Source organism: Actinomycetota bacterium, assembly GCA_030684515.1.
In the GTDB taxonomy this organism is placed as follows: Bacteria; Actinomycetota; Actinomycetes; order S36-B12; family S36-B12; genus UBA11398.
This window is the reverse complement of the sequence record JAUXVJ010000017.1, coordinates 1-12,681: the sequence shown is the minus strand read 5'-3', so window position 1 is coordinate 12,681 and position 12,681 is coordinate 1. Positions and strand designations below refer to the sequence as shown.

9 protein-coding genes and 1 tRNA gene are annotated in these 12,681 nt (G+C 60.3%); 7 read left to right on the top strand and 3 right to left on the bottom strand.

What is annotated here, in order from left to right:
- Positions 1-80: 80 nt before the first annotated feature.
- Together Q8M73_08170 and Q8M73_08165 are read right to left on the bottom strand one after the other, a co-directional pair.
- A complete protein-coding gene (locus Q8M73_08170) occupies positions 81-2,567 on the bottom strand; it encodes an EAL domain-containing protein (GenBank protein ID MDP2288521.1) in 2,487 nt (828 codons plus the stop codon).
- Between the two features lie 283 nt (positions 2,568-2,850).
- Positions 2,851-2,924 (bottom strand) — tRNA-Leu (locus Q8M73_08165).
- Between the two features lie 50 nt (positions 2,925-2,974).
- Between Q8M73_08165 and Q8M73_08160 the strand changes: the two genes are divergently transcribed.
- From Q8M73_08160 to Q8M73_08130, 7 genes are all read left to right on the top strand, one after another.
- Positions 2,975-3,571 carry a response regulator gene (locus Q8M73_08160; protein MDP2288520.1) on the top strand — a complete coding sequence of 199 codons (597 nt, stop codon included), beginning with the start codon at positions 2,975-2,977 and terminating at the stop codon, positions 3,569-3,571.
- 28 nt (positions 3,572-3,599) lie between these two features.
- Entirely contained in the window at positions 3,600-6,248 is a 2,649-nt protein-coding gene (gene polA / locus Q8M73_08155) for a DNA polymerase I (GenBank protein ID MDP2288519.1), read from the top strand.
- A gap of 132 nt (positions 6,249-6,380) precedes the next feature.
- Positions 6,381-7,835, top strand: a complete 1,455-nt coding sequence (rpsA, locus tag Q8M73_08150) for a 30S ribosomal protein S1 (protein ID MDP2288518.1) — start codon at positions 6,381-6,383, stop codon at positions 7,833-7,835.
- Between the two features lie 89 nt (positions 7,836-7,924).
- Entirely contained in the window at positions 7,925-8,515 is a 591-nt protein-coding gene (gene coaE, locus Q8M73_08145) for a dephospho-CoA kinase (protein MDP2288517.1), read from the top strand.
- A 31-nt stretch (positions 8,516-8,546) separates the two neighbouring features.
- Positions 8,547-10,604: an excinuclease ABC subunit UvrB gene (uvrB, locus tag Q8M73_08140; GenBank protein MDP2288516.1), complete on the top strand. Its 2,058-nt coding sequence runs from the start codon at positions 8,547-8,549 to the stop codon at positions 10,602-10,604.
- Positions 10,601-11,566 (top strand): TerC family protein, encoded by a 966-nt coding sequence (locus tag Q8M73_08135; protein ID MDP2288515.1) that lies wholly within the window; start codon positions 10,601-10,603, stop codon positions 11,564-11,566. Before uvrB ends, Q8M73_08135 begins: the two co-directional genes overlap by 4 nt.
- Positions 11,567-12,556, top strand: a complete 990-nt coding sequence (locus tag Q8M73_08130) for a TerC family protein (GenBank protein MDP2288514.1) — start codon at positions 11,567-11,569, stop codon at positions 12,554-12,556. It abuts the gene before it with no gap.
- 30 nt (positions 12,557-12,586) lie between these two features.
- Here Q8M73_08130 and Q8M73_08125 read toward each other — a convergent pair.
- Positions 12,587-12,681 (bottom strand): MBL fold metallo-hydrolase (locus Q8M73_08125; GenBank protein ID MDP2288513.1); only part of this gene is annotated, 95 nt, incomplete at its 5' end.

Below are 12,681 nucleotides of genomic sequence, written 5' to 3'. Positions count from 1 at the left end.
GACCAATGGTGGACTTCTAGGCAACACACGTGTCCATTGGGAGAACAGCCCTAGGTATCTGTGGCCCATCTGAGGTGGGTCTATTCGGGCCCCGGCCCTGGTAGCCGTGGCCATGGCCCCGCCCGGTCCAGCAGTGGGCTGACGTCTTCGGCGGGTAGGGCTTTTGCGTAGAGCCAGCCCTGGGCGTAGGGGCAGCCCATCTGAAGCAGGAGGGCGGCCTGGCCGGGATCCTCGACTCCTTCGGCTGTGACGGCGATGTTCAGGGTACGAGCCAGGGCGATGATGGCGGCTGTGAGTCGGCGGTCGTGGGCGTCGGTGGTGACTCTGGAAATGAAGCTACGGTCAATCTTGAGCATGTCGACGGGGTATCGACGCAGGTAGGTCAAGGAGGCGTACCCGGTGCCGAAGTCGTCGATGGCGATGGCGATTCCGCGTTCGCGAAGGCCGGCGATATTCGAACTGGCGATAGCGCTCTCGCGCAGCAGGGAGGTCTCGGTGATCTCGATGCACAGCCGGGACGAGTCCAATCCGCTGGTTGACAAGGCGACGTCGACTGCTTTGAGGAAGCTGTCCTCGGCGAGCTGGAGGGTGGAGGCGTTGACCCGGACCGCGATCGGCGGCTCGGCGCGAACGGTTGCCCAGGCGGCAGCCTGGGCACAGGCCTGGACCAAGACCCAGTCGCCGATTTCTAGCATCATGCCTGTTTCCTCGGCGACCTCGATGAATCGGTCCGCGGTCCACACGCTGCCGTCGGGGTGGTGCCAGCGCAGCAGCGCCTCGAACGCGATCACCATGCCGGTGACCAGATCGACCTCGGGCTGGTACCACACGGCGAGTTCGCCGCGTGCCAGAGCGTGTCGCAGGTTGTTCTCGACGGCTACACGGCTGGAGACGGCGGCTCGCAGGTCCGCGTTGAACACCGACACCCGGTTGCGTCCGGCCCGCTTTGCCGCATACAACGCGGTATCGGCATCCCGGAGGAGCTCTCCTGCGTCGCTGGACTCGGTGGCAAGCGCCACCCCGACACTCGCGGTCGCCGACAGTTCGATCTCGCCTTGAGCGAAAGGGGCCTGGAACTCCTTCACCAGGCGCTCGGCAGCCATGACTGCCTCCGCCGGCTCGTCCAAGTCACGAATCACTACCACGAATTCGTCTCCGCCGAGGCGGGCCACCAGGTCACCGCCACGCACGATGCCCTCCAAGCGGCGGGCAGCGGCGATCAGCAAGGAATCCCCGGCCGCATGCCCCAGGGTGTCGTTGACGTCCTTGAATCTGTCGAGGTCCATCATCAGGACACCTGTCGCCCGGCCCGAGCGGCGGCCCGCGCTCAGTGCACGGTTGATCTCAGCTAGCAATGCCCCCCGGTTGGCAAGGCCCGTCAACTCGTCATGGGTTGCCCGACGCCGCAACTCGGCCTCTGCAAACTTTCGATCGGTGGTGTCGCGGCAGGTAAGAATGAGATGTCCGACCGAACCGGCGGCATCCATTTCGGCAGCAATGATCGTTTCGTACCACCGGTGGCCCTCCAGGTTGTCAGCTTCGTACTCGTAGGTGACCGGCTCACCGGTCTCGAGCACGCGCCGGATGCTGGCTTCCAGCCCGGCACTTACGTCGGCCGCGAAACCCATTTCGGTGAAGGACTTACCGACCCACTTGTCGAATGAAGTGCCGGTCACTTCCGTGACGCGCCGGTTCACGTACTCGATCCGATAGTCGCCGCTGACGCGCATGGTCAAATCGTCTGACGTGTCCAGGACCACCCTCAGTGACTCTGCGCTGGCGGCCAGGGCCCGTTCGGTAGCTATGCGATCAGAGATGTCCAGAGCTACGCCGGCAAGTTCGACGACCGCCCCGGCAGCGTCCCGCACCGGCTCTCCGCGGACCAGCATCCACCCGTGTGTGCCGTCAGGGCGAACCATCTCGAGCTCCAACTCGTATGGTGCGCCCGTCTGCTGAGCTTGGGAGGTGGCGGTCGTGAACTGCAGCCAGCTTTCCGCGGTGAACAACCGACCGGATTCGGCGTAGTCCAGCTCCGGGTCAGTGGGGCTGGTGCCCTGCATCAGGTGCAGCTCCCTCGACCGTGTGACTTCACCTGTAGCCAGGTCCAAAGTCCAACTGCCGACGTGGGCGATGTGCGCAGCCAGCTCCAGTTGCTCCGTCACCTGCCTCAGCGAGGTCGCTAGCGCCTGGGCATCACGTCGCTTCGACTCCTCTCGCAGGGCCTTCCTCCGCGTTCGGCGCATCCACTCCGACACGACGCAGATGAACGAGGCAGTGACGGCGAAGACCACCAGCCCCAGCCTCTGCTGGTTGGTGCTGACGAACGACTCACCGACCAGCAGCGGGCCAAGGAAGATCGCCACCAAGAGCGACAGGCCGACCGCAAACTCCCCGACCCACAGTCCACCGATCACCGCGGACGCCAAGACGGCAGGGTAGAACGTCATCCACAGCAGTTCGGTACCCAGGGAACTCAGGGGCCACACGCGCAGCAGTCCGGCTATCACCACGAAGCCCGCCGAAAGCAGGAAGGGATACAGCACTGGCCACGCCCGCTGCCCAACCATGATCAACCCCCAGCATCTGACCTCAGCGCTTACCCCCTAGCGTGGCACAGCGAACCGGCACTTGCCCGCCAATAGCGCCTCCCAATACCCGACTCATGACCCAGGGGGACGCGCGGCCTGCGCACAACTTGAGTGCTGCTCTTTTGTCGGCAGACGTGTCGATTCGACAGCTCGTCATGCAGATAGGTCATGCAGATGGGTCATGCAGGCCAGCAAGGAAGATGTGCGTGGATGTCGATGCAAGGATCAGTCTTCCTGCTTTGCAAGGGTCAAAAATGCGTTGTGCCCCGGGTGAGATTTGAACTCACACTGGACCGAGTTTGAGTCGGCTCCCTCTGCCGGTTGGGGTACCGGGGCGCGGATGAAGAGTACTGGCCGGAACGTCGGCTGCGATTAGGGTATCCATCGTGTCTGAGTTGGCGATTCGTGTGTTGGTCGCTGAAGACGAGGCATTGATCCGGATGGACCTGGTGGAAATGCTTGGCGAGCTTGGCTATGCAGTGGTCGGGCAGGTTGCCAATGGGCAGCTCGCTGTTGACCTGGCTGCGCAATTGCGGCCAGACGTGGTGCTCATGGATGTGGCGATGCCCGTGCGCGATGGTCTCTCTGCGGCAACACAGATTATCCAGGAACGCATTGCTCCTGTCGTGATGGTCACTGCCTTCAGTGAGAGCGACACTGTGCAGCACGCTGCGCACGCTGGCGCCCTTGGCTACCTGGTCAAGCCTTTCAATCGTTCGGATCTACGGCCGGCTATCGAACTGGCCGTTGCTCGTTGGGCTCAGATGCTGCAGCTTGAACAGCAAGTCGATGACCTTGGCGCACGGGTTCGAGCACGCGACGCGGTGGATGAGGCTAAAGGCCAGCTGCAGGCACAACTGGGCTTGACAGAGGCTGAGGCCTTTGCCTGGCTGCGCAAGCAGGCAATGGATGGGCGAGTAACGCTGGCGGAGGTGGCCGCGCAGGTTCTGCGGGCATCGCCAGCATCCAACGACCGCCACTAGGCTCCCGCCGTCGCCCTAGGATCGCTGCATGTCCAAAGGTCGCCTGATGCTGCTCGACGGACATTCCCTTGCCTACCGCGCGTACTTCGCTTTGCCTGTTGAGAATTTCTCCACCACCACCGGTCAGCCGACAAATGCTGTCTACGGATTCACGTCAATGCTCATCAATATTCTGCGTGACGAGCAGCCAACGCACGTCGCAGTTGCCTTTGATATTTCTCGCAAAACCTTTCGAACGGCAATGTTCCCGGAGTACAAGGCCAACCGCGAGTCCTCGCCAGAGCCCTTCAAAGGTCAAGTCCCCTTGATACAAGAGGTGCTGCGCGCGATGGGCATCAAGGTGATTGAGGCTGATGGATACGAAGCCGACGATGTCATTGCCACCTTGAGTCAGCAGGCAAAGGCATCAGAGTTTGAGGTCGTCATCGTCACCGGCGATCGCGATTCGTTCCAGCTTGTCGATGACAAGACCACAGTTCTGTATCCGCGCAAGGGAATGTCTGATCTAGCCCGGATGACACCGGAAGCCGTTGTGGAGAAGTACGGCCTGACTCCAGAGCAGTACCCGGACTTCGCTGCGCTACGAGGCGATCCCAGCGACAACCTCCCAGGCATTCCCGGTGTGGGCGAGAAGACAGCCACGAAGTGGATCGTTGAATACGGCAGCCTGAACGCGCTTGTTGACCATGCCGATCAGATCGGCGGCAAGGTCGGCGACTCGCTTCGCGCGAATCTGCCTCAGGTGCTGCTCAATCGGCAGCTGACCCAGCTCGACAGCGCTGTACCGATGGCATTGCATGTCGATGACTGCGCAATGCAGCAGTTCGACCGGCAGGCGATCGACGAATTGTTCACTGCTTTGCAGTTCCGTGCCCTGCGCGAACGACTGGCCGCTCTCCAGCCTTCCAACGATGTGGAGGAACTGACCCCCCCGGCCGAATTGCAAGCTGTGGTGACGGTCTCGCCCGCCGAACTTCCCAGTTGGCTTTCGGCACTGCAGCAGCCTGTGTGCTTTGCCTTCGATGGCACGTGGGGGCATGGTGGCGGCGAGCTCCGCGCTGTGGCGTTGCAGGGATCCGGACAAGCTGCAGCGGTACTGGATCTCGATGAGTCAGCATTCCAATCCACGCTGTGGCCCTGGTTCGCGGACCCCGCGGTGTCCAAGATCGGACACGGCGTGAAGGGTCCGGCGCTTGCCCTGCTGGCCAAGGGCGTCGAACTGGCTGGTGTCACCTTCGACACGCAGTTGGGCACCTACATCGCCTCACCGGGTCAGACTTCGTATTCACTTGAAGCCTGCGTCAACAAATTCCTCGGCCGAGAGCTTGCTGCGGCCACGGCAGCAGGTCAGCTCGAGCTGGAACCTGCCGACCGTTCGCATCTGGCCGACCATGTCGCTGCGGTCAAAGAACTGCACGAGTACCTCCAGGCTCGACTGGCCACTGCGGCGGAGCAGTCATTGCTGACCGATCTCGAGATACCGCTCACCTTGCTGCTGGCTCGGGTGGAGTTTGATGGAGTGGCAGTTGATCGTGAGTTGCTGACGGAGCTGAGTTCCGGCTTTGCCGCGAACATGCGCGAGTCTGAGGCGGCCGCTCACGCCATTGTCGGTCGTCCCTTCAATCTCGGATCGCCAAAGCAATTGCAGGAGATTCTTTTCGTCGAGCGTGATCTGCCTAAGACCAAGAAGATCAAAACCGGGTACACGACAGATGCCGAATCCCTGCAGAGTCTGTTCGCAAAGACCGGCGACCCGCTGCTGTCTGAGTTGCTTGATTGGCGCGATCGCTCAAAGCTGCGTCAGATCGTCGAAGGGCTGATCCCAGTCATCGGCACGGATGGTCGCCTGCACACGACGTATTCGCAACTGATGTCCGCGACCGGTCGCGTCTCCAGCTCGGATCCGAACCTGCAGACCATTCCCATTCGTTCAGAGGCCGGTCGACAGATCCGCAAGTGCTTCGTCGTCGGCGAGGGCTACGAGACGCTCATGACCGCCGACTACAGCCAGATCGAGATGCGGATCATGGCGCACCTCTCACAGGATGCTGGGCTGATCGCTGCCTTCCGGGCGGGGGAGGACCTCCACACCACCGCTGCGTCCCAGGTATTTGGCGTGGATCCCTCAGACGTGGATCCGGAAATGCGCCGACGCATCAAGGCAATGTCCTACGGGCTTGCCTACGGCCTCTCGGCATACGGGCTCGGTCAGCAACTGGGCGTGGGTCCAGATGAAGCCCGGGTGCTGATGGACACCTACTTCGCCAGATTCGGCGGAGTGCGCGACTACCTGGCTGCCGTCGTGGAGGAAGCCCGGCAGCGCGGGTACACCGAGACGATCCTTGGCCGGCGGCGCTATCTGCCCGACCTGACTTCCGACAACCGCCAACGCCGCGAAATGGCCGAGCGGATGGCCCTGAATGCCCCTATCCAGGGCACCGCAGCCGACATCATCAAACTGGCGATGCTGGGTGTGGCGGATGCCTTGGCCGCTGAGGGGCTGAGCAGTCGCATGATGCTTCAGGTGCACGACGAACTGGTGCTTGAAGTGGCGCCCGGTGAGCAGGAAGCGCTTCAGGCCATCGTGGTGCGATGCATGATGGGAGCTATGAGCCTGGACGTCCCCCTTGAGGTCTCGCTTGGTCTGGGTTCCTCCTGGGAGAGCGCAGCGCACTGAGGCTGGCCTGCAAGTGGCCTCACGTTCACGAGCGAACAAGCGTGCCGTACCCTTGGTCCGCTGCACGACCGTGCAGTGCCACCTCTGCGCAACCGCGCAGTTGACCTCTACTCCCATCGGACCTCACACTTCATGACCCTCTCTTTGAACGCACCAGCCCAAATTGCCATCAATGACATTGGCTCGGCTGAAGATTTCCTCGCAGCAATTGATCTGACCATCAAGTACTTCAATGATGGTGACATCGTCGAAGGCACCATCGTCAAGGTGGACCGCGACGAGGTCCTTCTTGACATCGGCTACAAGACCGAAGGTGTCATCCCCTCCCGAGAGCTCTCCATCAAGCACGATGTCGACCCCAATGAGGTCGTTCGCGTGGGCGATGTGGTTGAAGCACTCGTGCTCACCAAGGAGGACAAAGAAGGCCGCCTCATCTTGTCCAAGAAGCGCGCACAGTACGAACGCGCATGGGGCACGATCGAGAAGGTCAAGGAAGAAGACGGTGTTGTTGAAGGTCAGGTGATTGAGGTCGTCAAGGGCGGACTCATCATCGACATCGGACTGCGCGGCTTCCTGCCTGCCTCACTCGTTGAAATGCGTCGTGTCCGCGATCTGCAGCCGTACGTCGGCAAGGTCCTTGAGGCCAAGATCATCGAACTGGACAAGAACCGCAACAACGTTGTGCTCTCGCGCCGTGCCTGGCTTGAGCAGACCCAGAGCGAGGTTCGTCAGACCTTCCTCACCCAGTTGCAGAAGGGTCAGATCCGCGCAGGCGTGGTCTCGTCCATCGTCAACTTCGGTGCCTTCGTCGATCTCGGCGGTGTCGACGGGCTCGTCCACGTCTCCGAACTGTCCTGGAAGCACATCGACCACCCATCTGAGGTTGTCGAAGTGGGTCAGGAAGTCACCGTTGAGGTGCTCGATGTCGACATGGACCGCGAGCGCGTGTCCTTGTCGCTCAAGGCAACTCAGGAAGATCCATGGCAGCACTTCGCACGTACCCACGCCATCAATCAGGTCGTTCCCGGCAAGGTCACCAAGCTGGTTCCCTTCGGCGCATTTGTTCGCGTTGAAGAGGGCATCGAGGGCCTGGTGCACATCTCCGAGCTCGCCGAGCGTCACATCGAACTGCCAGAGCAGATCGTTCAGGTCAATGACGACATCTTCGTGAAGGTCATCGACATCGACCTTGAGCGTCGTCGCATCTCGCTTTCGCTCAAGCAGGCCAATGACAGTGGTGATGCGCAGGCGCACGAAGAGTTCGATCCCTACCTGTATGGCATGGCACCAGCCTTTGACGAGGCTGGCAACTACGTTGGCCCAGCCGGATTCGACCCTGAGACGGGCGAATGGAAGGTTGGCTTTGAGGACGAACGTACCCATTGGGAGCGCGAGTACGCCGAGGCGCATGCGCGTTGGGAAGCTCACCGCAAGCAGGTCAATGAGGCACAGGTTGCCGATCAGGCAGCAGCACTGGAGTCGGGCGAGAACATCTCGGCGTACTCCAGTGAGTCCTCAGAGTCAGAAGGCTCACTGGCCACTGACGAAGCACTGCAGGCGCTGCGCGACAAGCTTGCTGGCGAGTAGTCAGCAACACAGCAACGACGAACGAGGGGTGCCCAAAGGCGCCCCTCGTTTGCTATTCCAGCGCGATGAATAGTCGATAGGTTCTGCACGTGATTCGAGTAGGCCTCACGGGCGGCATTGGTTCAGGCAAGTCCACGATCGCGCAGATGTTCAAGGCGCACGGTGCCCACATCATCGACGCCGACCAGATCGGGCGCGACATCGTCGAGCCCGGCGCGCCGGCGATCGCAGAGCTGGCCGCGGCATTCGGAGAAAGCATCGTGGGCGCAGATGGATCCCTGTTGCGAGCCGAGTTGGCTCGCATCGCCTTTCAGACCCCAGAGCTCACGGCTCAGATGAACGGCATCATGTTCCCGCGCATCGTGGATGAGACAAATAAGCGCTTTGCTGATGCCGAGGCAGCGGGGGAGCGCATCGTGATCTATGACATTCCGCTACTCACTGAGATGGGCACCGATCTGGTGCAGATGGCGATCGTCGTCGACGTGCCCGTCGAAACGCAGGTGGAGCGAGCCGTGTCTCGTGGACTGCCCGAAGACGATGTTCGTCGCCGGATTGCAGTGCAGCAGAGTCGTGAGGATCGCCTGGCCCTCGCCGATTTCGTGATCGACAACTCTGGCTCACTGGAGGAGACTCAGGAGCAGGTCGATCGGATCTGGACCTCCTTGATGCCTGCGTAGCGCAGTCGGACCCTTCCCGTACCGTGTGGTCATGACACGGCCGATCACTGACGTACAGCGCCGTGTGGCCCCGTTCAGTGTCCAAGCGCCTTACGAACCTGCGGGTGATCAGCCGGCGGCCATAGCCGAATTGACCAAGAGAATCCTCGCCGGTGAGCGTCACAATGTGCTCCTGGGTGCCACTGGCACTGGCAAAAGCGCGACCACGGCCTGGCTGGTCGAAGCCCTGCAGCGCCCCACCTTGGTGATGGCACCGAACAAGACTCTCGCAGCCCAATTGGCCACAGAATTCCGTGAGTTGCTGCCAGACAATGCCGTTGAGTACTTCGTCTCGTACTACGACTACTACCAGCCCGAGGCGTACATCCCGCAAAGCGACACCTTCATTGAGAAGGACTCCTCGATCAACGAGGAGGTAGAGCGACTTCGTCACTCGGCCACCAACAGCCTGCTCACCAGGCGCGATGTCTTGGTGGTTGCCACAGTCTCAGCCATCTATGGCCTGGGCACACCTCAGGAATACATCGATCGCATGGTTCGACTTCGAGTAGGGGAGTCAATAGAGCGCGACAAGCTGCTGCGTAGATTCGTGGACATTCAATACACCCGCAATGACATGGCCTTCACGCGCGGCACCTTCCGCGTGCGCGGGGACACCGTGGAGATCTTCCCGATGTACGAGTTGCACCCGGTCCGCATTGAGATGTTCGGAGATGAGATCGAGCGACTGATGACTTTGCACCCTGTCACTGGCGAGATCATCACCGAGGACCAAGAGATCTATGTATTCCCCGCCTCGCACTACGTGGCTGGCCCCGAGCGCATGGATCGCGCAATTGCCGGCATCGAGGCCGAGCTGGCCCAGCGGCTGGCCGAGTACGACCAGCAGGGCAAACTGCTCGAGGCTCAGCGGCTGCGCATGCGTACCACCTACGACATTGAAATGATGCGCCAACTGGGCACCTGTGCGGGTATCGAGAACTACTCACTCCACATCGACGGCCGCGCCGCCGGGAGTCCGCCCAATTGCCTTCTCGATTACTTCCCCGAGGATTTCCTGCTGGTCATCGACGAATCCCATGTAAGCGTTCCGCAGATCGGGGCCATGTTCGAAGGCGATGCAAGTCGCAAGCGCACGCTTGTTGAACATGGCTTCCGCCTGCCCAGTGCCATGGACAACCGACCATTGCGCTGGTCGGAGTTCGAAGAGCGCGTTGGCCAGACGGTGTATCTCTCGGCCACCCCTGGCCCCTTTGAGCTCGCAGCTGCAGAAGGTGAAGTTGTCGAGCAAGTCATCCGACCAACCGGGCTCATCGATCCTGAGATTGTCCTGAAGCCCACCGAGGGCCAGATCGATGATCTGATGGATGAGATCAAGATCAGGGCTGCCCGTGATGAGCGAGTGCTCGTCACAACTTTGACCAAGCGGATGGCCGAAGACCTCACTGACTACTTGCTCGATCACAACATTCGGGTGCAGTACCTGCACTCTGAGGTCGACACTCTTCGTCGAGTCGAATTGCTGCGCGAGCTTCGGATGGGCGTATTCGATGTCCTGATCGGCATCAACTTGCTGCGCGAAGGACTGGATCTTCCGGAAGTATCCCTGGTCGCGATTCTCGATGCTGACAAAGAGGGTTTCCTTCGCTCCGAACGCTCACTCATTCAGACCATCGGTCGCGCTGCCCGAAATGTATCCGGACAAGTGCACATGTATGCCGACAAGATCACTCCCTCGATGCGCAATGCCATCGATGAGACTTCTCGCCGTCGCGAGAAGCAGGTGGCATACAACCTGGAGCGCGGGCTTGATCCACAGCCACTGCGCAAGAAGATTGCTGACATCACCGATCTCCTGGCGCGTGAAGATGCTGATACTCAAGCACTCGTCAGTGAGATCGCGTCCAGCAAATCCAAGCGACGCGCTCCGGCCCATCAGGGTGAGCTGGTGCAGCTCATCGATGATCTGACCGCCCAAATGCACCAATCGGCTACTGAGTTACATTTCGAACTCGCTGCGCGCTTGCGCGATGAAATTCGCGATCTGAAGAAGGAGCTGCGCGGCATGCAGGAGGCCACCGGGACATGATTGTTCCTACCTGGCTCTGGGTAGCCACCATCGGTGGCTTTGTCATCATTATCTTGATCGACCTGTTTGTGGTGGACAGCCGTCCGCATGTATTCGGCACGCGTGAGGCCGGCAGGTGGGTTGCGGTGTACTTCGCCTTGGCCGTGTGCTTCGCCATCTTCATGTCGATCTACTTCGGTCTGAATTACGGCGGTCAATTTGTTGCCGGGTATCTCACTGAATACTCGTTGAGCGTCGACAATCTCTTCGTATTCCTCGTATTGATGACGTCCTTCGCGGTACCGGCCACCTTGCAGCACCGAGTGCTGCTTGTTGGTGTGGTGATCGCCCTGATTCTGCGGGCAATCCTCATCGTGATCGGCGCGGAGCTCATCTCGCGTTTTGCCGGAGTGTTCTACATCTTCGGCGCATTTCTGTTCTTCACAGCCTGGAAGGTCTGGTTCTCACACGATCAGGAGCCAGATCCGCAAGGCAACGGTCTGGTGCGCTATGTGTCCAAGAGATTCGCAGTATCGCCGCACTACGACGGCTCCAAACTGCTCACCAAAATTGCCGGCAAAAGGATGCTCACCCCTTTGGCGCTGGTGATGCTGGCCATTGGCACAACCGATGTGCTGTTTGCGCTGGACAGCATCCCCGCGGTGTTCGGCATCACCCAAGAGGCGTACATCGTGTTCGCTGCCAACGCCTTCGCCTTGATGGGGCTGCGCCAACTGTACTTCCTGCTGCAGGGCTTGATGGGACGTCTACGACATCTGAACTACGGTCTGGCCATCATCTTGGCTTTTATCGGAGTCAAGCTCATTTTGGAAGCCATTCACGAAACAACCTCGCTTGAAGTTCCACTCATTCCCATCTGGCTCTCGTTGGCCTTCATCATTGGAGTACTTGCCTTGACCGCCATTCTCAGCCTGCGAAGTCCAGACCAGACTCCGGTCGATCCCGCATTGCCGGAGGCATAGATGGAGACTTCGGCATTGCTGTGGACAGTCACGGTCCTTGGCATCGTTGGGCTCATCGCGCTCGACTTTGTCTTCGTCAGTCGCAAGCCGCATGATGTCGGCTTTCGGGAAGCGCTCATCTGGTCGATCTTCTATGTCGGGATCGCAGTTGCTTTCGGACTTGCTCTCATCGTCTGGCAAGGATCTGCCATCGGCAGCGAATATTTCGCGGCGTATCTCGTTGAGAAATCCCTCAGTGTTGACAACCTCTTCGTCTTCATCATCATCCTGACGCAGTTCGCAGTTCCCACTGCCCTGCACCAACGAGTGCTCCTGTTCGGCGTCGTACTTGCGCTCATTCTCCGCGGCATCTTCATTGCCATTGGCGCTGCGGCTCTGGAGACATTCGCATTCACCTTCGTCATCTTCGGCGCGCTCCTGATCTGGACAGGTGTGCAGCTGGCCCGCCATCGCAATGAGGATCCCGATCCGATGAACAGCCTGATTGTGCGCACAGTTCGCAAACGCGTCCCGTACACAGACAAGTTCCAAGACACCAAGCTCTTCATCACCGAGAACGGCGTTCGCCTGGCCACACCGTTGCTGATCGTCATGATCTCCATCGGTGCCACAGATCTTCTGTTTGCCCTCGATTCAATTCCGGCAACTTTTGGCGTGACCCAGGAGCCGTACTTGGTATTCGCCGCAAACGCCTTCGCGCTCATGGGCCTGCGTGCGCTGTATTTCCTGCTCAAGGGGCTGCTCGACAAGTTGATCTATCTGTCCACCGGGCTTGCTGTGATCCTGGTCTTCATCGGCATAAAGCTGGTGTTGACCTGGGCAAGTGGTGTGTGGCCGGAGGTGCCGCACATCAGCACCAATCAGTCTCTGGTGTTCATTGCCTTGGTGCTCGTGGTGGTCACCGTGGGCTCCTGGATCAAGGTGCGACGTGATCCAACCGCCAAGGGCCATGCCGGCCGAATTACCGATCCACATCGTCACGACGACTAGCTCACGAAGGCCGACGAGCCCTTCACCAGTTCACCACTGACGCGCGCGCCATTCGGCCAGATGTGGTCGTTCGGTGCCCAAGGTTGTGTCATGCCCGTGTCCCGGGTAGACCCACGTCTCATCGG